Genomic DNA, 22497 nt, shown 5'->3' on the forward strand with positions numbered 1-22497 from the left:
TCAGCGGCCGGCCCGGCTCAACCGGTCGAACAGGCCGCCGGCGTCGAAGTTCCGCTTCTGGATCTCATCCCAGGAGCCCTGATACTCTTCGATCTTGAACAGCTTGATCTCGGGGAGCTGGGCGAGGTCGGCCGGCGCCGCCGCCTCACGGCGGATCGGGCGGTAATGGTGCTTGGCGAAGATCGCCTGCGCGCGGTCGCTGTAGAGGAAGTCGAGATAGGCCTGGGCGGCCTTGGTGGTCCCCTTGCGCTCGGTGTTGGCGGCCACGAGAGCCACCGGCGGCTCGGCGTAGATCGAGGTCGGCGGCGACACGATGTCGAATTTTTCCGCGCCGAATTCCTGCAGGACCAAGTAGGCCTCGTTCTCCCAGGTCGGGAGCACGTCACCCAATCCGCGCTGCGCGAAGGTCACGGTCGAGCCGCGGGCGCCGGTGTCGAGAACCGGCACGTTCTTGTAGATCTGGCCCACGAAGGCGTCGGCCTTGGCGGCGTCCTTGTCCTGGCCGTAGGCGTAGCCCCAGGCCGCCAGGAAGTTCCAGCGGCCGCCGGCCGAGGTCTTGGGGTTGGGGGTGATCACCTTGACGTCGGGCTTGGTCAGGTCGGCCCAGTCCTTGACGCCCTTCGGGTTGCCCTTGCGCACGAGGAACACCACCGTCGAGGTGTAGGGTGTCGCCTCGTTGGGAAGTTTGGTGCGCCAGTCGTCCGGGATCTTGTGGGTCAGCTTGGCGATGGCGTCGATGTCCGACGGGATGCCCAGCGTGACCACGTCGGCGTCGACGCCGTCGATCACCGTGCGGGCCTGCGCGCCCGAGCCCCCATGCGAGGCGCGCACCGTGATCGCCTCGCCGGTCTTGGCCTTCCACTCCTCGGCGAAGACCGTGTTGATGTCGCGGTAGAGTTCCCGGGTCGGGTCGTAGGAGACATTGAGCAGCGCGGTCTCGGCCCGGGCCGGCACAAGGCAGGTCAACAGGCTCGCGCCGACCAGCATCGACAGTCCGAACGCCCGCTTCCTGACCGCACCGTTCTTCATCACGCCCGCTCTCCCAGCCGCCGAGGGTTGCGCCGCAGAGGAGCGCACCCTGAAGAGCCTGGATCGTTCGTTTTATCGAACGAAGTCAAGTCTCAGGAGCGAGTTCGCGCCAGCCTTCGCGGAACGCAGGATCAGCGAAACCTGCGGCAACGCAAAGGTGCTCGAAGGCAAGTTTCGGAAGAAGGCATGGATCTTCTCTCGCGCCGAGCGTCAGGAGAAGAATGTCAACGCGTTCTCGGGTTTCTTAGAAAGAACGAACTGGTGTGCGGTGGCGCACATATCGTTCTCCGCGGCCCCGCGGCGGGGCACGGCTGCGAGTCGGATCGCGTTGGGCCTATGGTTTCGGCTTGGCGAGCTGCTTCACCAGCGCTTCGAGCCGCTGGTTGATCGGGGCCGCCAGGGTGTCGGCATAGGCCGCGCGCAGGTTCTGGCCGAGATGGCGCCGCACGCTCGGGCTGAGCGAGGCTGCGGGCGAGGCGGCCTCGGCCTCGGACGGACGCTCCGGATGCGTCTTGGTCATGATCCCGACTCCTCCGCACGTCCCCGCCTTCAGAGTGGCAAGTCTTGGTTAAGAAGCCGTCACGCCGGAGGGGCCGGGCGCCCGGAACTGGCCGACCCGGGGGCACGTTGCCGGGCATGACCTCTCACGCAGATCGGACCCGCCCCTTGTCCCGCTCGATTCCCATGACCCTGATGGCGTTCCTCGCGGTGACGGCGGCCAGCCCCTGCCTGGCCCAGACGAAGCCCGGCGAGATCAAGGGGATCGACGCCATGGGCGACAAGTCCCGCAGCGCCCAGGATGGGTGGAGCCAGGCGCCGGTGCCCCGGGAGCAGTCGGCCGCCAAGGACGCGCCGAACCCCGGCGGCAAGTCGATCGGCGAGAATGCCGACCGGCCGGTCCCCAAGGCCGATACGGGCGGATCCTCGGCCACGGAGCCGCAGGCCCCCCTGGAGCACCGCACGGCGAGCCCCTCCGGCAGCAACCCGGCCGCGCCCACCAAGTAGTTCGCCTCGCGATAGGCCCGCTGAATAAAAAGATCTGGTTTCGCAGGATGATAGCCGGCATGTGAACGTGCCGGCCAATTCAGGACAGACCTGCGCTCTGTGTCACCCAATCGCACTTGCCTCGTGCACGCTTTTTTGGGACACCCTGGAATTATACCAGATCGCTTTAGGAGCGGAGATGAACGTCCAGGTCTCTAGGCGTGGCCTGCTCAAAGGGGCCGGCGCCGGCCTCGCGGGCGGCTCGCTCGGCGCACTCGGCTTCGGCGGACTTCAGCCGGCCATGGCCGCCGCGGTGCGGCCCTTCAAGCTCGCGCAGATGCGCGAGACGCGCAACACGTGCCCCTACTGCTCGGTGGCGTGCGGCGTCATCCTGTACAGCCTGGGCGACCGTTCGAAGAACGCGCGCTCCTCGGTGATGCATATCGAGGGCGATCCCGATCACCCGGTCAACCGCGGCACGCTCTGCCCGAAGGGCTCGGCGCTGCTCGACTTCGTGCATGCCGAGACCCGCACGAAGTACCCGCTCTACCGCGCCCCCGGCACCTCCGAGTTCAAGCGCGTCTCCTGGGACTTCGCGCTGGACCGGATCGCGACCCTCCTCAAGGAGGATCGGGACAAGAACTTCAAGGCCAAGAACGAAGAGCTCACGGTCAACCGCTGGACCACGACGGGCTTTCTCGGCGCTTCGGCCACCACCAACGAGACGGCCTGGCTGACCTACAAGACAGTCCGAAGCATGGGGGCCCTGGTCTTCGATAATCAGGCCAGAGTTTGACACGGTCCGTCGGTCGCCAGTTTGGCGCCCTCCTTCGGACGCGGTGCGATGACCAACCTCTGGATGGACATCAAGCACGCGGACGTGATTACCGTGATGGGCGGCAATGCCGCCGAAGCGCATCCGTGCGGATTCAAGTGGGTCGTCGAGGCGAAGGCCCATAACAACGCGAAGCTCATCGTCGTCGACCCGCGCTTCACCCGCACGGCGTCGGTGGCCGATCTGTACTGCCCGATCCGGCAGGGGACCGACATCGCGTTCCTGTCGGGTGTCGCGAAGTACCTGATCGACAACGACAAGCTGCAGCACCGCTACGTCGCGGCCTATTCCAACGCGGGCTACGTGGTTCGTGAGGGCTACGATTTCAGCGAGGGCCTGTTCGCCGGCTACGACGCGGAGAAGCGCGACTACGACAAGACCACCTGGGACTACGAGATCGGTCCCGATGGCTACGCCGTCGTCGACGAGACGATGCAGCATCCGCGCTGCGTCATGCAGCTCCTGAAGAAGCACATCGCCATCTACACGCCGGAGATGGTGGAGCGGATCTGCGGCTCGCCGAAGGAGACCTTCCTGAAGGTCTGCGAGTTGATGGCGACCACGTCCTCCCCTGAGCGGACGATGGCCTCCCTCTACGCCCTCGGCTGGACGCACCACTCCAAGGGCTCGCAGAACATCCGCTCGATGTGCATCGTCCAGACGCTCCTGGGCAATATCGGCATGCTCGGCGGCGGCATGCAGGCCCTGCGCGGTCACTCCAACATCCAGGGGCTGACCGATCTCGGGCTGATGTCCAACCTGATCCCGGGCTATCTCAACCTGCCCGTGGAGAAGGAGCCGGACTACGCGAGCTACATCGCCAAGCGGCAGTTCAAGCCCCTGCGTCCGGGCCAGACCAGTTACTGGCAGAACTACAACAAGTTCTTCGTCTCGTTCCAGAAGATGATGTGGGGCGACAAGGCGACGAAGGAGAACGACTGGGCCTACGATTACCTGCCTAAGCTCGACGTGCCGACCTACGACGTTCTCCGTGGGTTCGAGCTCGCGAAGCAGGGCAAGATGTCGGGCTACATCATCCAGGGCTTCAACCCCCTGCTGTCGTTTCCGAACCGCGGCAAGATGACGGAAGCCTTCTCCAAGATGAAGTTCATCGTGGTGATGGATCCGCTCAAGACGGAGACCGCCCGGTTCTGGGAGAACCACGGCGAGTACAACGACGTCGATCCGACCAAGATCCAGACCGAGGTGTTCGAGCTGCCGACCACCCTGTTCGTGGAGGAGGAAGGCTCGCTGTCGAACTCCAGCCGCTGGCTGCAGTGGCATTGGCAGGCGCAGGAAGCGCCGGGCGAGTGCCGCTCGGACATCGAGATCATGTCGGAGATCTTCCTCCGCGTGAAGGCGGCCTACAAGAAGGATGGCGGCGCGTTCCCGGACCCGATCGTCAACCTGAAATGGGACTACGCCATCGCCGAGTCGCCGACGCCCACCGAGCTCGCCCGCGAGCTCAACGGCTATACGGTGGCGCCGACGCCGGACCTCAACGGGACGATCATCCCGGCTGGCAAGCAGGTCGACGGCTTCGCCCAGCTCAAGGACGATGGCACCACGGCGTGCGCGTGCTGGATCTACTCGGGCTGCTACACCGAGAAGGGCAACACCATGGCCCGTCGGGACAACACTGATCCCGGCGACCGCGGCATCGCCCCGAACTGGGCCTTCGCGTGGCCGGCCAACCGGCGCGTGCTCTACAACCGGGCGTCCTGCGACCCGGAGGGCAAGCCCTGGTCGGAGAAGAAGAAGCTCATCGAGTGGAACGGCAAGCAGTGGATCGGCTTCGACGTGCCGGATTACGGCGTCACCGTCGCCCCCGATAAGGGCGTCGGCCCGTTCATCCTGAACCAGGAGGGTGTCGCCCGCCTGTGGACCCGGGGGCTCATGCGCGACGGGCCGTTCCCGACGCACTACGAGCCGTTCGAGTCGCCGATGGCCAACATCCCGTTCCCGAAGATCAAGGGCGCCCCGGCGGCCCGCATCTTCAAGGACGACCTGGCCGATCTCGGCGATGCGAAGGATTTTCCCTACGCGGCCACCAGCTACCGGCTCACCGAGCACTTCCACGGCTGGACCAAGCACGCTCGGATCAACGCGATTCTCCAGCCGGAGGCCTTCGTCGAGATCTCGGAGGAGCTGGCCAAGGAGAAGGGCATCACCAAGGGCGGCTGGGTCCGCGTCTGGTCGAAGCGCGGCTCCCTGAAGGCCAAGGCGGTGGTGACCAAGCGGATCAAGCCGCTGATCTGCGACGGCAAGCCCGTCCACGTCGTCGGCATCCCGCAGCACTGGGGCTTCATGGGCCTGACGAAGAAAGGATGGCACCCGAACTCGCTGACGCCCGTGGTGGGTGACGCGAATACCGAGACGCCGGAGTTCAAGGCCTGGCTCGTGAATATCGAGCCGACCACGCCGCCGTCCGACGCGGTCGCCTGAGGGGAGCTAGGATCATGGCCGATTACAGCTCCCTCGATATCCGCCAGCGCTCCGCCTCCACGGAGACGCCGCCGGAGATCCGCCGCCAGGTGGAGGTCGCCAAGCTCATCGACGTGTCGAAGTGCATCGGCTGCAAAGCCTGCCAGTCGGCCTGCGAAGAGTGGAACGACCTGCGCGATGACATCGGCATCAATCGCGGTGTCTACGACAACCCCCACGACCTCACCCCGAAGTCGTGGACCCTCATGCGGTTCACCGAGTACGAGAACCCGGAGACCCAGAACCTCGAATGGCTGATCCGCAAGGACGGCTGCATGCACTGCACCGAGCCGGGCTGCCTCAAGGCGTGCCCGTCCCCCGGCGCGATCGTGCAGTACTCCAACGGCATCGTCGACTTCATTGAGGAGAACTGCATCGGCTGCGGCTACTGCGTGAAGGGATGCCCGTTCAACATCCCGCGCATCAGCCAGACCGACCACAAGGCGTACAAGTGCACCCTGTGCTCGGACCGGGTCGCGGTGGGTCAGGCTCCGGCCTGCGCCAAGGCGTGCCCGACCGGCTCGATCATGTTCGGCACCAAACAGGCGATGATCGAGCAGGCCGAGACCCGCGTCGAGGATCTAAAGTCGCGCGGCTTCCAGCATGCCGGCCTCTACGACCCGGCCGGCGTCGGCGGCACGCACGTCATGTACGTGCTGCACCACGCCGACCAGCCGAGCCTCTATGCCGGCCTGCCGAACGACCCGAAGATCTCGCCGCTGGTCGCCTTCTGGAAGGGCGGCGCCAAGGTGTTCGGGCTCGCCGCGATGGGCTTCGCCGCGGTGGCGGGCTTCTTCCACTACGTGACGGCCGGCCCGAACGAGGTCGTGCCCGAGGAAGAGGAAGAGGCGGTCGAGTTCGACGAGGCCAAGCGCCGCGAGACCGGCGGCGACGAGGCCCGGCCGCACTAGACGCGACGGTCTCCCTCCCCCCTCTGCGGGGGAGGGTGGCCCCCGAAAGGGGGGCGGGAGAGGGGAGCGACGGTGCAGGATCGGGCTTTGCCCGTCATGCCGGTCGCGCTCCTTTTCTGAACCCGGGTTCCCCTCTCCCGACCCGGCCTGACGGCCGGCCCACCCTCCCCCGCAGAGGGGGGAGGGAGAGCCGCGTGGATCCCGAACCGACAGGGTGGAGCCGTTGAGGCCATGCCGCCCTACATTGAATTCCAGGGCCGACCCGCGCCGCGGACCCGGCCACGTCAGGCGCGAGAAGGCCGATGACGATCCAGAGCGATATCCGGGACGGTGATTCCCGCCCCCTGCATCACGCCAAGGGCGAAACGCCGGAGGTGCTGTACGTCCCGCGCTACACCGGGGTTCAGCGCGTGAACCACTGGATCACCGCGATCCTGTTCACCCTGCTGACCCTCTCGGGGCTGGCGATGTTCACGCCCTACCTGTTCTCGCTGACCGGTCTGTTCGGCGGCGGGCAGGCGACGCGGGCGATCCATCCGTGGTTCGGCGTCGCCCTGGCGGTGAGCTTCTTCTTCCTGTTCCTGCGCTTCTGGAAGCTCAACATCCCCAACAAGGACGATGTCGCGTGGTCCATGAAGATCGGCGACGTGGTCACCAACCGGGAGGACCGCCTGCCGGAACTCGGCAAGTACAATGCCGGCCAGAAGGGCGTGTTCTGGGGTCAGACTGCGCTGATCGGGGTGATGTTCGTCACCGGCTTGGTGATCTGGAACACCTATTTCGGCGGGCTGACCACCATCGAGACCCAGCGCTGGGCGCTGCTGGCCCACTCGCTCGCCGCCGTGATCGCCATCGCGATCATCGTGGTCCACATCTATGCCGGCATCTGGGTGCGCGGCACCAGCCGGGCTATGGTCCGCGGCACGGTGACGGGCGGCTGGGCCTACCGGCATCACCGCAAGTGGTTCCGGCAGATCGCCGGCGCCAAGGCGCGCCGGGGCTCGGTCGACAAGCGCGGATCCTGAGGCGTGGCCAATTTTTTCAGGCGGAAGCCCGCGGCTCCGGCCGAGACGAAGCCTGCCGCGGCTGAGCCGAAACCCCGGCGGCGGGATTTCAGCGAGCTGAAGCCCGATCCCGACAAGATCGGGATCTCGGGCTCGGTCCCGTTCGTGCGGCTGCCGAATCCTGAGACGCTGTTCGCCGACCGGGCCGCGCGCCTGACCGCCGCGGCGCCGGGGCATCCGATGGAAGCCTATCTCCGGTTCGTGGCCGAGATCGCCTGGGCGCAAGCCTCCGTGCAGGCGGCCTTCCCGCCCGCCGCGGCGCCGGAGGCGGCCGACACGGCGCTGCGCGCCGAGCACGGCATGCCGCCCCTGTCGCGGCACCGGCTGGAGGCGGATGCCGGCTTCGACGGCTGCCTCACCGCGCTTCTGGAGCAGCTCGACCTGTCGGTGTCCCCGGAGGCGTCCCAGGCGGCGCGGGCGAGCCTGCTGGCCGCCTCGCCGGCGGACCGCCTTGACCTCGCCCTGGAGGTGGTCGAGGGCGCGCTTCCGATGGAGCGGATCGCCGAATGCGTGTTCGTGGCGGCGGCCCTGCAGGTCCGGTTCGCCCAGGATGCGGCCCGTCTCGACGCGTCGGCCCTGAAGCCGGTGGCCGACGGCGTCTGCCCGTGCTGCGGCGGCGCGCCGGTGGCGAGCGTGGTGGTGAGCTGGACCCCGGCCGACAAGGCCCGGTACCTGAGCTGCTCGGTCTGCAGCACCCTGTGGAACCACGTCCGGATCCGCTGCACCGCCTGCGGCTCGGGCGAGGGCATCAGCTATTACGGGCTCGACGAGGTGTCCAAGGACGTCCAGGTCGAGACCTGCACGACCTGCAACAGCTACATCAAGCACCTGCACCAGCACCGGGCGCCGGAGCTCGACCCGGTGGTGGACGATATCGCCTCCTACGGCCTCGACCTGAAGATCGCCGAGGACGGATTTCGCCGCGCGGGCCTGAACTTGCTGTTCATCGTCTAAGTCCCTGATCCACAAGGTCCGGGACCTTGTGCGGGTGCAGGGCGAAGCCCTGCTAACTCTTAACGATACCCGTACCGGCTCTTGGCGGCGGCCAGGAGGTGGAGCGCCTCGCCGAACTTGCCGGCGGCGCATTTCGCGGCGGCTTGGCTGAGGTCGGCGTTGAAGCGGTCGCCCACCGGCTTGTTGAGATTGCCGGTGGCCACGTCGCTATCGACGATGGCCTTGGTGCGGGCGATCTCCGGACCGCAGCCGCTGCCCGTGGGCAGGACCAGGGGCGCCGGAACGAGGGGCGAGGGCTCGGAGACCTTGGGCCCGGAACGCTGCTGGCAGGCGCCCAGCGTCGCGGCGGCGAGAACGACGAGACTGAGGCGCATCGGGAGACGGGACGCGGGCACGGCGATCATCCTGTTGCGGCGCACGGGCTGCGCCGCCGGGGTTTTGAGCCGAGCTTGGCAGTGGGTCAATCGCCCCGGCGGCACGCGCCCGCGCCGCGATGATCACACATTGCTTTGTCTCAGGAGCAACGCACTCTCCTCCCCCTTGCGGGGAGGAGCTGGAGGTGGGGGTCGTGCAGACGGCACCGCAGCGCCGCATCCTGCACCACCCCCACCCCTGACCCCTCCCCGCAAGGGGGAGGGGGAGGTCCCTGCTTTTCGTGATGTTGGCGCCCGGCGAAGCGGTGCTGATCCGTCGCCTGCGTGCGCCCTACTTTGCCTTGTCCGCCAGCGCCTTCAGGCCGGATTCGTAGATGCCCTGGATGGCGTCGACCGCCACGGTGTCGGGGGCGCCCTTGGCGTTGAAGGTGCCGCTCCAGGTCACCTTGGAGCCCGAGCCCTCGGGGGCCACGGCCAGCGTCGACTTGTAGTCGGACACCGGCAGCGGGCCTTCCAGGATCGTGTAGGTGTAGCTCATCACCTTGTCGTCTCGGGAGACCTGCTCCTCCTTGAGGGTGCCGCCGCCCTTCAGGCTGAGGGTGCGGACCTTCATGCCGTCCTTGTCGGACAGGACACATTTCTCGATGGCCGGGTGCCAGTCGCCGATGCCGCAGAACTCGCCGATCGTCTGCCAGACCTTGGCGGGCGGCGCGGCGATGTCGGCCGAGCGCGTCACCTCCAGGGCATAGCCCGCCCCGGTGGAGGCGGCCAGCGCCAGGGCAGCGAGGGGCAGGGGCCGGCTGAAAGCGAAGGGCATCGGGGGTCTCCATCCATATCGATCGCGGCGGACGCCGCGCAGGCTCTGGGGCCGCGCAGGAGCTAGGCCGGGATGCCCGCCGGGGCAATGGGCGGCGCGGATGGGGGTGGGTGGCCGCGCTCAGACGACGCGGTGGGTGGGGGCCGGATCGACGGCTCGCTCGTCTCCCCTCATCGCCAGCACCGCGAAGCGTCCAGCGAGACGCTACGATCTGAGATCGCGCGCCGCCCTGGGCTGCTTCGCTACGCTCGCAATGACGAGGCAGGCGGCTACCAGCCCTCCCCCACATCCACCGCGACCGGGTACCCATAGCCCGGCACCGGCGCGTAGGCCGGGCGCACGGCGGTGCGGGCGTAGGCCGGGAGCGGGCGGCGGCCCATCTGGTCGAGATCGGCGTAGCCGTCGTCCGGCGCGTAAAGATCGCGGCTCCGGGCGACCCGGCGGCTGCGCGTGCTGCGCTCGGCCACCAGGGCATCGGCGCCCTCGATCTGGACGCGGGTCCGGTTCATCCCCTGCGCCTTCACCAAGTTGAACAGGGTCGCGGCGTTGCGCACCGAGAGGCGTACGCAGCCATGCGAGGCCGCGCGGCCGAGGCTGCGGACGTGGTTCGTGCCGTGGATCGCGTGGCCCTGATTGGTGAAGAACATCGCGAACGGCATGGGCGCGTCGTCCCATTCCTTCGAGAAGTGCGTGCGCTCCATCCGGAACGGCCGATAGGAGCCGGACGGGGTGTCGTGGGCCTCGACGCCCGTGGAGACCAGCCAGGCATAGCGCGGCTGCCCATCGACCGTGACCTCCATCCGCTGGGCGGACTTGTCGACGCTGATGAGCACATCCGCCCGCACCGCCGACGGCGCGGCGCCCCACAGGAGCAATCCGGACAGGACCGAGACCAGACCGATACGCATGCACGACCTCGATGGATGGGCGAAGACGGATTTCAGATAGGCTAAGCTATTGGCAACGCCAAGGTTCCTGGGTGAAGGCCCGTGGATCTGGGGTTCGACTGCGCAGGCGGATCGGCGCTCGCAGGGGCGGCGCGGGTCGGCTTCGGCACGGAAGATGCGGCCGTTGACAGGCGCCCCAGGCCGGGCGCCTCCTGCCGATCCACGTTCCGGAGTTTCCATGGCTCTCGACCCCGCCCTCGCCGCCGAGATCGAAGCCTCTGTGGCGGAGGGTTTTGCCGACCAGGTCGCGCACACGCAGGCCCTGGTCCGGTTCGCCTCCCTACGCGGCGCCGAGCACGCCTGCCAGGATTACGTGTTCGGGGCGTTCCGGGCCCGGGGCTACGCCACCGAGCCCTTCGCTATGGACCGCGCCGCGATCGCGGCCCATCCGGGCGGCTCGAAGATCGACGAACGCCACTCGGACGCCCCGATCGTCGTCTGCCACCATCGCCCGCAGACCGAGACCGGGCGCTCGCTGATCCTGCAGGCCCATGTCGACGTGGTGCCGGTGGGGCCCCTCGACCTGTGGACCCATCCGCCCTTCGACCCGGTGATCGAGGGCGACTGGCTGTATGGCCGCGGCGGCGGCGACATGAAGGCCGGCCACGCCGCCAACCTGTTCGCCCTCGACGCGCTCGCCCGCCTCGGTCTCCAGCCCGCCGCCGCGGTGACGATCCAGTCCGTGGTCGAGGAGGAATCCACCGGCAACGGCGCACTCGCCACCCATCTGCGCGGCTACCGGGCCGACGCCGTGCTGATCCCGGAGCCCGAGGACGAGAAGCTCGTGCGCGCCAATACCGGCGTGCTGTGGTTCACCGTCGAGGTGCGGGGCGTGCCGGTCCATGTCCGCGAGATGGGAGCCGGCGCCAACGCCATCGACGCCACCTACCGGGTGATCGGCGCCCTGCGCGAGTTGGAGGCGCGCTGGAACGCCGAGAAGTCCGAGCACCGCCACTTCGAGGCGGAGGACCACCCGATCAACCTCAATATCGGCCGGATCGAGGGCGGCGACTGGGCGTCCTCGGTGCCGGCCTGGTGCCGGATCGACTGCCGGGTCGCGCTCTATCCGGGCGTCCCTGCGGCCCGGGCCGCCGCCGAGATCGAGGCCGCGGTGGCGAACTTCGCCCGCACCGATCCGTTCCTCGGCAACAGCCCGCCGCGGGTGGCCTTCAACGGCTTCTTCGCCGAGGGTTACGTGCTGGAGGCGGGCTCCGAGGCGGAGGCCGTGCTCGGCCGCGCCCACGAGCGGGCGATGGGCACGAAGCTGCAGAGCTTCATGTCGCCGAGCTACCTCGATACCCGGGTCCACGCTCTCTACGACCGGGTGCCGGCCCTGTGCTACGGGCCGAGCGCCCAGAACATCCACGGCTTCGACGAGCGCGTCAGCCTCGCCTCGGTGCAGCGCTGCACCACCGCGATGGCGCTGTTCGTGGCCGAATGGTGCGGGACGGAGCGGCGGGTGGGCTGAGGGTTCGGGGGTCCGTATGAGACGCGCGCTCCCTCCCCCCTTTGCGGGGGAGGGTGGCCCCCGAAGGGGGTCGGGAGAGGGGAGCAACGGTGCAGGATAGGGCTTAGCCCGTCATGCTAGTCGCGCCCTTGTCTGAACCCGGGTCCCCTCTCCTGACCCGGCCTAACGGCCGGCCCACCCTCCCCCGCATAGGGGGGAGGGAGACGCGCCTGGGTCCAGTCTTTGCTCCCATCCGGCAACGATGTGAGGACATCGTAGCTCGTGCGGGAGAGGACCCGCGTCGCATCCGGCGCTGGGTGCTTCCCCTCAAGGGATCAGCCGGTCCGCCCGGAGCCGGGTGAACAGGTCGTAGAACGCGTCGTCCGTAGGTTGGTAGGCCGTGAAGCCTAGGCGCCGGCTCTTGCTCATGTCGGTGACGACCTCGATTGGCCGGCCGAGATCGGCGTCGGTGTGCCAGGGCGAGGCGAGTTTCTGGAGGTCCGGCTCGGCCAGGCCGTGGCGCTTGGCGATCTCGGCCCAGGCCGGCCCGTCCTGCGCCATCCGCTCCTCCAGCGGCCGGATTGTCCCGTCGAACGGCACCGCCTCGATCCCGAACCATTCGGCGATCCGGCCCCACATCCAGCTCCAGCGGAAGACGTCGCCGTTGACGACGTTGAACGCCTCGTTGGCGGCCTTGGGCTCGGTGGAGGCCCAGAGCAGCTGGCGGGCCAGCAGCCGGGCGTCGGTCATGTCGGTGAGCCCGTTCCACTGGGCGGCCGAGCCCGGGAAGGTGAAGGGGCGCCCCAACTCACGGCACAGGGTGGCGTAGCAGGCCAGCGTCGTGCCCATGTTCATGGCGTTGCCCACCGCCTTGCCGATGATGGTGTGCGGGCGGTGCACGCTCCAGGTGAAGCCGTCCCGGGCGCTGGCCGCGAACACCGCGTCCTCCTGGGCGTAATAGAAATTCTCGATGTCGAGGCGGCCCTGGTCCTCGCGGAACGGCGTCTGCGGCAGGGTGCCCTTCCCGTAGGCCTCGAACGGGCCGAGATAGTGCTTCAGCCCGGTCACCAGGGCGACGTGGCGGACGCTCTTCTGCGGCCGCAGGGCGTCGAGCAGGTTCTCGATCATGGCCCGATTGACCCGGATCATCTCGGCCTCGGTTGGGCGCCGCTGCCAGGTCGCCAGGAAGACGTGGCTCGGGGCGAGGCCGGCCAGCGCCGTCTCCAGGGAGGCCGGATCCTGCAGGTCGGCCACCACCGGCTCGACCCCGGCCAGATCCACCGGCTTGCGGGCGAGCCCCGCGACCCGCCAGCCCTCCTCGGTGAGCAGCGCCCCGGTGGCGCTCCCGACGATCCCGCTGGCGCCGACGATCAGGGCGGTGTTCGACATGCAAATCCTCTCGACCCGGTCAAACCCAGGTTGAGCGGCACATGCGGCCGGCACCCACAGGCTTCAAGGCCGCACGGCGCCGCCCTCCCCCGCGCCGAGGGTATTGGCGGGGTGTCGATGGGTGGAGGTCAGCGACTCGGCACACCCGGTGTCATCCCTCTGCGAGAGACGGTGCTCACGACTTTCCGGGCGCTGCGCGGGTTCCCCCTCTCCCCGCGCGCGGGGCTACGATGTTCACACATCGGCGGATGAAAGGCGCAACGCGCTCTCCTCCCCCTTGCGGGGAGGAGTTGGAGGTGGGGGTGGTGCAGAAGGCACCGTGCCGTTCGATCCTGCACCACCCCCACCCCTGACCCCTCCCCGCAAGGGGAAGGGGAAAAGCGCGGTGCTTCAAACGCTTGCTACCGGAACGATGTGTGAATCCCCTCGCCCCGCAAGCGGGGCGAGGGGCTCCCGCCGAAAGCCTCGAACCCGATCTGTCGACTGCCCCGCCCCTCACGCCACCCGGTCGATCGCCGCGCCCAGCACATCGACGATCTCGCCGATCTGGTCGCGCTCCAGGATCAGCGGCGGCGACAGCGCGATGATGTCGCCGGTGACCCGGGTGAGCAGCCCGCGCGCAAAACAATCCACGAACAGGTCGTAGGCGCGCTTGCCGGGTGCGTCGGGCCGGGGCGCCAGCTCGATGCCGGCGACCAGCCCGATGGTGCGGATGTCGATGACGTTCTTGCGCCCGCGCAGGTCGTGCATCGCCGCCGCCCAATCGTCGGCGAGGTCGGCGGCGCGGGTGAGCAGCCCCTCCTCCCGGTAGATGTCCAGCGTGGCGAGGCCGGCCGCGCAGGCCACCGGGTGTCCGGAATAGGTGTAGCCGTGGAACAGCTCGATCCCGTCCGGGCCGTTCATCAGGGCGTCGTGCACCGGGCGGCTCGCGAACACCGCGCCCATCGGCACCGTGCCGTTGGTCAGGCCCTTGGCGCTGGTCACGAGGTCCGGCACCACGCCGAAATAATCGGTGGCGAAGGGCGCGCCGAGGCGGCCGAAGCCGGAGATGACCTCGTCGAAGATCAGCAGGATGCCGTGCTTGGTGCAGAGCGCGCGCAGGCGCTCCAGATAGCCCTTCGGCGGGATCAACACGCCGGTGGAGCCGGCCACCGGCTCGACGATGCAGGCCGCGATGGTCTCGGCCCCGTGGAGCGCCACCAGCCGCTCCAGGTCGTCGGCCAGTTCCGCCCCGTGCTCGGGCTGGCCCTTCACGAAGGCGTTGCGGGCCGGGTCGTGGGTGTGGCGCAGGTGGTCGGTGCCGTTGAGCTGCGGGAAGACCCGGCGGTTCGAGACGATGCCGCCCACCGACAGGCCGCCGAAACCGACCCCGTGATAGCCGCGCTCGCGGCCGATCAGCCGGGTCCGGGTCCCCTGCCCGATCGCCCGCTGGTAGGCGAGCGCGATCTTGAGGGCGGTGTCGACCGATTCGGAGCCGGAATTGGTGAAGAATACCCGGTCGAGGCGCTGGTCCGGACCGCCCGGGGCGATCTCGGCCAAACGCTCGGCGAATTCGAACGCGATCGGGTGGCCCATCTGGAAGGTCGGGGCGAAGTCGAGCGTGGCGAGCTGGCGCTCCACCGCCGCCGCGATTCCCCGGCGCCCGTGCCCGGCATTGACGCACCAGAGCCCGGCCGTGCCGTCCAGCACTGTGCGGCCGTCATCGGCCGTGTAGTGCATGCCCTCGGCGGCCACGAGCATGCGCGGCGCCGCCTTGAACTGGCGGTTGGCCGTGAACGGCATCCAGAAGGCGTCGAGGGACGGCGTGTTGCGTAAGGGATGATCGGTCATGGAGGGCGCTCCGGGGCGGCAATCGGTCCAGGGGACACCCTGGCGGATCGGGCAACAAGTCCTTTTCTGATCGCCGCCAAGCCCTTGCAGAATCGGGGCCGCGGGCGTCACCGTTGCGAGATCCTCAACACCTGAAACGGGGCCTGGGCGGATGAGCATCGATGTCGGCGCGCGCCTGCGCTTCGTGCGGGCCCGGCACGGCCTGTCGCAGCGGGCGCTGGCCAAGCGCGCCGGGGTGACGAACTCGGCGATCTCGCTGATCGAGGCCAACCGGGTGAACCCCTCGGTGGGCGCCCTGAAACGCATCCTCGACGGGGTGCCGATCGGCATGGCCGAATTCTTCGCCCTCGAACCGGAGCCCGAGCGCAAGGCGTTCTTCGCCGCGAACGAGCTCACCGAGATCGGCCGCAAGGCGACCAAGGGGGCGATCTCCTACGCCCAGGTCGGCGACAGCCTGTTCGGGCGCGCGCTCCAGCTGCTGAAGGAGCGCTACGAGCCCGGGGCCGATACTGGTCGGGTCCCGCTCTCCCACGAGGGTGAGGAGGGCGGCATCGTGCTGTCCGGGCGCCTGGAGGTCACGGTCGGCGAGGAGCGGCGCATCCTCGGCCCCGGCGACGCCTACAGCTTCGACAGCCGCCGCCCGCACCGGTTCCGCTGCGTCGGCCCCAACCCGTGCGAGGTGGTGAGCGCCTGCACGCCGCCAAGTTTCTGAGCCCCCGATGCCGGGTGACAGCGTCATCCTCCTGCACGGCCTCGGCCGGACGGCCGCCTCGCTCGCACGGATGCGGGCGGCGTTGACGGCGTCGGGCTACCGGGCGGTGGCGCTCGACTATCCCTCGACCCGCCACGCCCTGCCGGACCTCGCGGCTTCGCTCGGCCCCCGCGTCGCCGCGATCGCGCACGAGACTCCGGGCGCTGTGCATCTCGTCGGGCACTCGATGGGCGGCCTCCTCGCCCGGGCGCTGATCGCGCAGGCGCGGCCGGAGCGGCTCGGCCGGCTGGTCATGCTCGGGCCGCCCAATCGCGGCAGCGAGATCGTGGACCGGCTGGGCCATCTCCGGCTCTACCGCCGGATCCTCGGGCCGGCGGGGCTCATGCTCGGAACCGGCACCGTCCCGACTTGGCCCGAGCCGGATTACGCGATCGGCGTCATCGCCGGCACCCGCACCGTCGATCCGGTCGGCTGGCTGATGCTGCCCCGGCCCAATGACGGGCGGGTCAGCGTGGCCGCGACCCGGATCGCCGGCCTGCAAGGGCATCTGGTCCTGCCGGTGAGCCACGCGCTGATGATGAATCATCCGACCGTGATCGCGCAGACCTTGCGGTTCCTGGCGACCGGAGCTTTTGCGTGCGGCGGGTGATGTCAGAACGCGCCTATCCCGTCCTCGGCCTCAGGATAGGGGGATTGGTCGAAAATCCGCGATCATGGCCGACCCGGCCGGTTTCTCTTCAAAGGCGACGGATCCGGCTAACGCCGGGTTCAGGGGAGGCCGGCTAGGGAGGGTGCATGAGCTCTCTTGCCGCCACCGCCACACATCTGCTGGCCACATCCCAGAACCAGACGATCGGCATTGCGGCGGCGCGCCAGCAGATCGCCTCCGAGAAGGCCGTCGCCGGGCTCGTGGCGGAGAGCGCGACCAAGGCCGCCTCAAATCCCCCCGCGCCTCCCGGCCAGGGCCGGCACGTCGACCTGCGCGTTTAAAAAAATCTAGTCGAAGCCGTAGAGCCGGCGCGGGTTGTCGACGAAGAGTTGGCGGCGCCGGTCTGCGTCCGGCACCCACTCGGCCATCAGGTCAAGGAGGTCGGCGAGGCGCGGCGGTCCGTCCCAGGCGGCCACGTGCGGCCAGTCCGAGCCCCAGACGCAGCGCTCCGGGGCGGCGTCGTTGAGGGCGCGGGCGAACGGGATCGTGTCGGCATAGGGCGGCCCGGCGACCGAATCCCGGAAGGCGCCGGAGAGCTTGACCCAGTTGCCGTCGCGCACGAGGCCGAGCAGGGCCTGGAAGCCCGGATGCTCTACCCCCGCCGAGGCCGGCATGTGGCCCATATGGTCGAAGACCAGGGGTACGGCCAACCGCGACAGGCGGGTGGCGATGGGCGGCAGGTCGCGGGCGTCGAGCAGGAACTGGAGGTGCCAACCCATCTCCCGGGCGAGCGCCCCGTAGGCCTCCACCGCGTCGAGGCCGATCCCGCCGCCGAACAGCACGTTGAGGCGTAGGCCTACAACTCCGGCCTCCTTCAAGGCGGCGAGTTGCGCATCGGGCAGGCCCAGCGGGATCACCGCGATGCCGCGCAGGCGCTGCCGGTTGGCCCGGAGCGTCTCCACCATCAGCCGGTTGTCGGTGCCGTGGACGCTGACCTGGACCAGCACGCCGTTGGCCATGCCGGTGGCGTCAAGCATCGCGAGATAGCGGTCCGCCGGGGCGGCCGGGGGCGTGTAGCTGCGGTCGGCCACCAGCGGATAGGCCGGCGGCAGGCCGATCACGTGGGCGTGGGTATCGACCGCGCCCTCCGGCACCCGGTAGCGGGTCGGGCCGCCCGGATGCGGATCCGGGGCGGGGCAGTCTCGGATCTCGGCCATGCTCAAGTATCCGCGTGCAGGACCCGGCCGCGGGTCTCGGGCAGCGCGAAAGCCGCCAGGAAGAAGATCCCGTAGGCGATCGCCGCGAAGATCGCGATGGCCGAGGCGAGGCCGGCGCGCTCGGCGAGGAAGCCGACCAGCGCCGGGAACAGGGCGCCGACGCCCCGGCCGAAATTGTAGCAGAACCCCTGCCCCGAGCCGCGCAGGCGGGTCGGGTAGAGCTCGGTCAGAAAGGCGCCCATGCCGGAGAAGTAGCCCGAGGCGAAGAACCCGAGGGGGAAGCCCAGCACCCAGAGCACGCCGTTCGAGAGCGGGATCTGCGTGTAGGCGATCACGACGGCGATCGCGCCCAGGGAAAAGATCAGGAACAGCGGGCGCCGGCCGAGCCGGTCCGCGACCCAGGCGCCGACCAGGTAGCCGGTGAACGAGCCGATGATCAGCGCTGCGAGGTAACCCGTGGAGGACACCACCGAGAGGTGGCGCTCGGTGGTGAGGAAGCGCGGCACCCAGGTGGTGATCGCGTAATAGCCGCCCTGGCAGCCCGCGGCTGCGAGCGAGGCGAGCAGCGTGGTCTTGAGGATCGGCCCGGAAAAGATCTCCCAGATCTTCGGCCGGTCACCGGTGGCGATGGCCCGGGCGCGGGTCTCGGCGGCGACCTGCGGCTCCTGGACGTAGCGGCGCAGGTAGAAGATCAACAGGGCCGGCAGGGCGCCGATCGCGAACATCCAGCGCCACGCGATCTCGGGGGGCAGCAGCGAGAAGGTCACCGCCTGGGCGAGCACGGCCATGCCCCAGCCGATCGCCCAACCGGATTGGACCGAGCCGACGGCGCGGCCGCGATACTCGGCCCGGATGGTCTCGCCGATCAGCACGGCACCCGCCGCCCACTCGCCGCCGAAGCCGAGCCCCAGGATCGCCCGGGCGACGAGCAGCTGCTCGAAGTTCTGCACGAAGGCGCAGAGCAGCGAGAACACCGAGAACCACAGGATGGTGATCTGCAGGGTGAGCACCCGGCCGATCCGGTCGGCGACGAAGCCGGCGAGCCAGCCGCCGAGCGCCGAGGCCAGCAGCGTCACCGTGGCGGCGAGCCCGGCCGTGCCGGCATCGACGTGCCACAGGGCCATGATCGTCCCGATCACCAGCGGGTAGATCATGAAGTCCATGCCGTCGAGGCACCAGCCGGCGGCGCAGGCCCAGAAGGTGTGTCGCTCTGGCGGCGTCATCGAGCGGTAGAAGGCCGTCAGGCTGGCGTCGCGGATTTCCACCGCCTCCACGCCCGTATCCACCGCCCCGGTTTCCGTACGCATGACGCTCTCCTGCCCGTGATGACCAGTATCGGCTATGGCCGAGCTGTCCAACCGTGCGGAGGCCCCACGCAAAGAAAAGGCCGCCCGAAGGCGGCCTCTCCCGTTCGTTTCAGCCTGGGCCGGGCTGCTCAGTAGCAGCGCTCGACCAGGACCCGGCGGTAGCCGTAGGGCGTCCAGCGGGTCCGCGGGACCGTGTAGCAGCCGCCGCCGTAGCCGTAATCGCCGCCATAGCCGTAGCCGACCGGGGCGTAGCCCCCGCCGTAGCCGTAACCGTAACCCGGATAGCCGTAGCCACCGTAGCCGCCATAGAGGCCGCCCGCCGCCAGGCCCAGACCGACGCCGAGACCCAGGCCGCCGAGGCCGTAGCCGTAGCCGCCGCGATAGCCGTAGCCGCGGCCGTAGAAGCCCCGGCCGTAGCCGCCATGGAAGCCGGCGCCGCGGAATCCGCCGCCGAAGCCGCCACCGCGGAAGCCGCCAAACCCACCGCCCCGGAATCCACCGCCGAAGCCACCACCGTGGAACCCGCCGCCATGGAAACCGCCACCGCCGAAGCCGCGCGCATCGGCGCTGGCCGGCATCAGAACCAGGGCACCCGCGGCCAGCATGGCCGAGCCGAGCATTGCACCCTTCATCATGTTTCTCCGTCGATCCAATACCGCCCTCGTGAGCCAGAAACGTCCGAGTATAGAAAACAGTTCAGCCTCCGGCCGCGGCGCGCCGCCGCTGGCCCGCGGCGCAAGCCTGGCACCATCTCCGGGCCCGAAAGTGCGGTTCCGGACACCAAAATCGCCGTTTTCCCAGGCGAGAGGCGCTGCGTCCGCCCGCGTCTCCGCCTGTGGGCCTCACGGAACCACCGATGACGACGCGCCCGGTTCACGCCCTGTTGATCGCGCTGCTGGCGCTGGCAGCCCTCGCCCGCGGCGCCATGGCGGCGCCGGCCGCGCCGGAGCTGTGTCGCGCCGTCCAGGCGCAGGGCGAGACGTTTACGGTCTGCACCATCGACCTGCGGCGGCAGCGGCTGCGGCTGTTCTGGCTTCAGGAGGATGGCCGGCCCTACGGCGCCCTCGGCACCCTCGCCGAGAAGCAGGGCGGGCGCCTCGGCTTCGCGATGAATGCCGGCATGTACGACAAGGACCAGGTGCCGGTGGGTCTCTATGTCGAGGACGGGCGCGAGATGAAGCGCGTCTCCACCGCGGACGGACCGGGCAATTTCCACCTCAAGCCCAACGGCGTGTTCTGGGTGAAGGGCGACCGGGCCGGGGTGCTCGACACCGGCCATTACCTCCGGGCGAAGCTCCGGCCGGACTTCGCCACGCAATCCGGCCCGATGCTGGTGATCGACGGCCAGATCCACCCCAAGATTTCCGCGGACGGGCCGAGCCAGAAGATCCGCAACGGCGTCGGGGTGCAGGAGGACGGGCGCGTGGCGGTGTTCGCTATCTCCGAGCGTCCGGTGACCTTCGGGGCCTTCGCCCGCCTGTTCCGGGACGACCTCGGCTGCCGCGACGCCCTGTTCCTCGACGGCACGGTGTCGAGCCTCTACGCGCCGAATCTCAACCGCTCGGATATCAGTCGGCCGCTGGGGCCGCTGGTCGGAGCGATCGCGCGGTAAGGTTGAAGGCCTGCTGTTGTTGGCGCCGCAACGGCAGAACATGGTTGCTGCGAGCGGTGACGAATTGCATGTCGCGGCCGACGAACGGGCCGGGCTGTAGATTTGCCAGTTTGATCGCCTGCCTCTCCGTCATCGTACGTTTCACTTAGCTTTTTACAACAGCCGTGAAGTCCGACCATTGCTCGATACGGAAGGCGCGAATGTCGCGTACCGACTTCGGGAACCACACCTTTGCACGCAAGGCCTGGATGACGAGGAACAGATTGGCCATGTCCTCCTTCTCCGTGACGTACAGGCTTCCCTGCACGCGGTGAAAGCCGTACGCGCCGAGCACCGCACCGATCTCGGTGTACGCCTGCGTCACGCCCTTCGGATGGTGCTTCTCCGTTTCAGCGACGATCAGATCAAAAGCCACTGCGTACATCAGTACGCCTCGGGGTCGTCGGTCAGGTGAGTCCAGCGGTACTCCGCCTTCTCCCCCGTCTCGATCATCGTGACCTCGATCATCCAGTCGCCGTCATCCAACTGGCGAAGGGCTCGACCGACCTCGTACTTCGGACCGAACGGTCCGAAGCTCTTGATCTTGCCGACCGGAACGGCCGGCGGTGCGATGACTGCCTGCATGACGATTCTCTCCGCACCCAAACTCGGTCTCAATCTTATCTCGACACTGCAAGCAGACAAAAACCAAATCGGGTTTTGCTCCACGATGAGCGAGGCCGGATCGGACAACGGAAACACACTCGAGTCCGTATAGCCAATCGTCTCGGAACTGGATCGCGCTTCACCGCTGCCCGAACGCCGTGTCCTTGAACAGGTCCTTGTATTCCCGCGGCTGCGAGCGCCAGTACTGCTTGGGTGCGCGCACCTGGGCGCCGAGCTCGGCCGCGGCGTGCCAGGGCCAGCGGGGATCGTACAGCATGGCCCGGGCGAGCGAGATCGCGTCGGCTTTGCCCTCCGCTAGGATTTCTTCCGCCTGCTGCGCCTCGGTGATCAGGCCGACCGCGATGGTGGTCAGCCCGGTCTCGGCCTTGATCCGCTCGGCATAGGGCACCTGATAGCCCGGCCCGAGCTTGATCGCCTGCTTGGGCGAGACGCCGCCCGTCGAGACGTGGAGCGCCGGCGAGCCGGCCCGCTTGAGTGCCTGGCCCAGGGCCACGGTCTCGTCGAGATCCCAGCCGTCCTCGACCCAGTCGGTGGCCGAGACCCGCAGCCAGACCGGGCTGCCCGCGGGCACGACGTCGCGCACGGCGTCGTAGACTTCCAGCGGGAAGCGCATCCGGTTCTCGAGGCTGCCGCCATACTGGTCGGTGCGCTTGTTGGCGATCGGCGACAGGAACTGGTGCAACAGGTAGCCGTGGGCGCCGTGCAGCTCCACGGCCTCGATCCCCAGCCGCACCGCGCGCTTGGCGGTCGCGACGAACTGGTCGCGGACGCGCTTCAGGTCGGCGGCGTCGAGGGCGTGGGGCGGCACCTCGGCCTCGCCGTGCGGGACCGCCGAGGGCGCCTCCGTGCGCCAGCCATAGGGATGCTCCGGCGGGATCTGCTGGCCGCCCTCCCAGGGTGCCTGGCTCGACGCCTTGCGGCCGGCATGGGCGATCTGGATGCAGATCGGGATCGACGCGTATTCGCGCAAAGCCTCCAGCACCCGGCCGAGCGCCCGCTCACAGCCGTCCGAGTACAGGCCGAGATCCCAGGCGGTGATTCGCGCCTCCGGGGAGACCGCGGTGGCCTCCAGGGTCAGCAGGCCGGCGCCCGACTGGGCGAGCTGGCCGAGATGGATCATGTGCCAGTCGGTGGCCTCGCCGTCCCGGGCCGAATACTGGCACATCGGCGCGATGAGGATGCGGTTCTCGAGGGTCAGGGCGTCGAGGGTGAGCGGTTCGAACAGGCGGGCGGTCATGGGCGGCTCCGGCAGGTGCGAACTCTATGTGG

At 68.9% G+C, this 22497-nt stretch carries 23 protein-coding genes; 10 read left to right on the forward strand and 13 right to left on the reverse strand.

Features of this window, described 5'->3' with window-relative positions:
- Together BM228_RS02685 and BM228_RS02690 are read right to left on the reverse strand one after the other, a co-directional pair.
- Window positions 1–1029, reverse strand: a complete 1029-nt coding sequence (locus BM228_RS02685; RefSeq protein ID WP_092036955.1) for a sulfate ABC transporter substrate-binding protein — start codon at window positions 1027–1029, stop codon at window positions 1–3.
- Between the two features lie 334 nt (window positions 1030–1363).
- Window positions 1364–1549, reverse strand: coding sequence for a hypothetical protein (locus tag BM228_RS02690; protein ID WP_092036957.1), 186 nt, complete (start codon window positions 1547–1549; stop codon window positions 1364–1366).
- A 146-nt stretch (window positions 1550–1695) separates the two neighbouring features.
- Here BM228_RS02690 and BM228_RS02695 point away from each other — a divergent pair, with 146 nt between their 5' ends.
- The 5 genes from BM228_RS02695 (at window position 1696) to fdhE (ending at window position 8261) form a co-directional block, all read left to right on the forward strand.
- On the forward strand, window positions 1696–2034 hold the full coding sequence (locus BM228_RS02695) for a hypothetical protein (RefSeq protein ID WP_092036959.1): 339 nt from the start codon (window positions 1696–1698) through the stop codon (window positions 2032–2034).
- 178 nt (window positions 2035–2212) lie between these two features.
- Complete coding sequence (gene fdnG / locus BM228_RS02705; protein ID WP_139234035.1) at window positions 2213–5293, forward strand: formate dehydrogenase-N subunit alpha; 3081 nt, start codon at window positions 2213–2215, stop codon at window positions 5291–5293.
- Between the two features lie 14 nt (window positions 5294–5307).
- Window positions 5308–6243, forward strand: coding sequence for a formate dehydrogenase subunit beta (gene fdxH / locus BM228_RS02710; protein ID WP_092036965.1), 936 nt, complete (start codon window positions 5308–5310; stop codon window positions 6241–6243).
- A 302-nt stretch (window positions 6244–6545) separates the two neighbouring features.
- Entirely contained in the window at window positions 6546–7268 is a 723-nt protein-coding gene (locus tag BM228_RS02715) for a formate dehydrogenase subunit gamma (RefSeq protein ID WP_092036967.1), read from the forward strand.
- Between the two features lie 3 nt (window positions 7269–7271).
- The gene (gene fdhE / locus BM228_RS02720; protein WP_092036969.1) at window positions 7272–8261 is read left to right on the forward strand and encodes a formate dehydrogenase accessory protein FdhE; all 990 of its coding nucleotides are present in this window, start codon (window positions 7272–7274) and stop codon (window positions 8259–8261) included.
- 59 nt (window positions 8262–8320) lie between these two features.
- Here fdhE and BM228_RS02725 read toward each other — a convergent pair whose 3' ends face one another.
- From BM228_RS02725 to BM228_RS02735, 3 genes are all read right to left on the reverse strand, one after another.
- The gene (locus tag BM228_RS02725) at window positions 8321–8665 is read right to left on the reverse strand and encodes a hypothetical protein (RefSeq protein WP_092036971.1); all 345 of its coding nucleotides are present in this window, start codon (window positions 8663–8665) and stop codon (window positions 8321–8323) included.
- A 301-nt stretch (window positions 8666–8966) separates the two neighbouring features.
- Window positions 8967–9452 carry an SRPBCC family protein gene (locus tag BM228_RS02730; RefSeq protein ID WP_092036973.1) on the reverse strand — a complete coding sequence of 162 codons (486 nt, stop codon included), beginning with the start codon at window positions 9450–9452 and terminating at the stop codon, window positions 8967–8969.
- Between the two features lie 269 nt (window positions 9453–9721).
- Window positions 9722–10360 (reverse strand): L,D-transpeptidase, encoded by a 639-nt coding sequence (locus tag BM228_RS02735; RefSeq protein WP_092036975.1) that lies wholly within the window; start codon window positions 10358–10360, stop codon window positions 9722–9724.
- A gap of 217 nt (window positions 10361–10577) precedes the next feature.
- Here BM228_RS02735 and BM228_RS02740 point away from each other — a divergent pair, with 217 nt between their 5' ends.
- Window positions 10578–11867 carry an ArgE/DapE family deacylase gene (locus BM228_RS02740; protein ID WP_092036976.1) on the forward strand — a complete coding sequence of 430 codons (1290 nt, stop codon included), beginning with the start codon at window positions 10578–10580 and terminating at the stop codon, window positions 11865–11867.
- 306 nt (window positions 11868–12173) lie between these two features.
- On the opposite strand, the gene BM228_RS02745 is transcribed toward BM228_RS02740, so the two are convergent.
- On the reverse strand, window positions 12174–13235 hold the full coding sequence (locus tag BM228_RS02745) for an SDR family oxidoreductase (RefSeq protein WP_092036978.1): 1062 nt from the start codon (window positions 13233–13235) through the stop codon (window positions 12174–12176).
- A gap of 495 nt (window positions 13236–13730) precedes the next feature.
- The gene (gene aptA, locus BM228_RS02750; protein WP_092036980.1) at window positions 13731–15065 is read right to left on the reverse strand and encodes an omega-aminotransferase AptA; all 1335 of its coding nucleotides are present in this window, start codon (window positions 15063–15065) and stop codon (window positions 13731–13733) included.
- A 151-nt stretch (window positions 15066–15216) separates the two neighbouring features.
- On the opposite strand from aptA, the gene BM228_RS02755 reads away from it, so the two are divergent.
- The 3 genes from BM228_RS02755 (at window position 15217) to BM228_RS02765 (ending at window position 16767) form a co-directional block, all read left to right on the forward strand.
- Window positions 15217–15777 (forward strand): cupin domain-containing protein, encoded by a 561-nt coding sequence (locus BM228_RS02755; RefSeq protein ID WP_092036982.1) that lies wholly within the window; start codon window positions 15217–15219, stop codon window positions 15775–15777.
- Window positions 15778–15784: 7 nt separating this feature from the next.
- Window positions 15785–16426, forward strand: coding sequence for an alpha/beta hydrolase (locus BM228_RS02760; protein WP_092036984.1), 642 nt, complete (start codon window positions 15785–15787; stop codon window positions 16424–16426).
- A 146-nt stretch (window positions 16427–16572) separates the two neighbouring features.
- Window positions 16573–16767, forward strand: a complete 195-nt coding sequence (locus BM228_RS02765) for a hypothetical protein (protein WP_092036986.1) — start codon at window positions 16573–16575, stop codon at window positions 16765–16767.
- Window positions 16768–16773: 6 nt separating this feature from the next.
- On the opposite strand, the gene BM228_RS02770 is transcribed toward BM228_RS02765, so the two are convergent.
- The 3 genes from BM228_RS02770 to BM228_RS02780 all read right to left on the reverse strand — a co-directional run bounded on the left by BM228_RS02770 (window position 16774) and on the right by BM228_RS02780 (window position 19582).
- The gene (locus tag BM228_RS02770) at window positions 16774–17643 is read right to left on the reverse strand and encodes an amidohydrolase family protein (RefSeq protein WP_092036988.1); all 870 of its coding nucleotides are present in this window, start codon (window positions 17641–17643) and stop codon (window positions 16774–16776) included.
- Window positions 17644–17645: 2 nt separating this feature from the next.
- Complete coding sequence (locus BM228_RS02775; protein ID WP_092036990.1) at window positions 17646–18950, reverse strand: MFS transporter; 1305 nt, start codon at window positions 18948–18950, stop codon at window positions 17646–17648.
- 128 nt (window positions 18951–19078) lie between these two features.
- A complete protein-coding gene (locus BM228_RS02780; protein WP_092037343.1) occupies window positions 19079–19582 on the reverse strand; it encodes a hypothetical protein in 504 nt (167 codons plus the stop codon).
- A gap of 224 nt (window positions 19583–19806) precedes the next feature.
- Between BM228_RS02780 and BM228_RS02785 the strand changes: the two genes are divergently transcribed.
- Window positions 19807–20562, forward strand: a complete 756-nt coding sequence (locus BM228_RS02785; protein ID WP_092036993.1) for a phosphodiester glycosidase family protein — start codon at window positions 19807–19809, stop codon at window positions 20560–20562.
- Window positions 20563–20707: 145 nt separating this feature from the next.
- Here BM228_RS02785 and BM228_RS02790 read toward each other — a convergent pair whose 3' ends face one another.
- The 3 genes from BM228_RS02790 to BM228_RS02800 all read right to left on the reverse strand — a co-directional run bounded on the left by BM228_RS02790 (window position 20708) and on the right by BM228_RS02800 (window position 22465).
- Entirely contained in the window at window positions 20708–20986 is a 279-nt protein-coding gene (locus BM228_RS02790; protein WP_092036995.1) for a virulence factor, read from the reverse strand.
- Complete coding sequence (locus BM228_RS02795; protein ID WP_092036996.1) at window positions 20986–21186, reverse strand: DUF5397 domain-containing protein; 201 nt, start codon at window positions 21184–21186, stop codon at window positions 20986–20988. Before BM228_RS02795 ends, BM228_RS02790 begins: the two co-directional genes overlap by 1 nt.
- Window positions 21187–21346: 160 nt before the next feature.
- On the reverse strand, window positions 21347–22465 hold the full coding sequence (locus tag BM228_RS02800; protein WP_092036998.1) for an NADH:flavin oxidoreductase/NADH oxidase: 1119 nt from the start codon (window positions 22463–22465) through the stop codon (window positions 21347–21349).
- Window positions 22466–22497 lie beyond the last annotated feature (32 nt).

Source organism: Methylobacterium pseudosasicola, from assembly GCF_900114535.1.
GTDB classification, from domain to species: Bacteria; Pseudomonadota; Alphaproteobacteria; order Rhizobiales; family Beijerinckiaceae; genus Methylobacterium; species Methylobacterium pseudosasicola.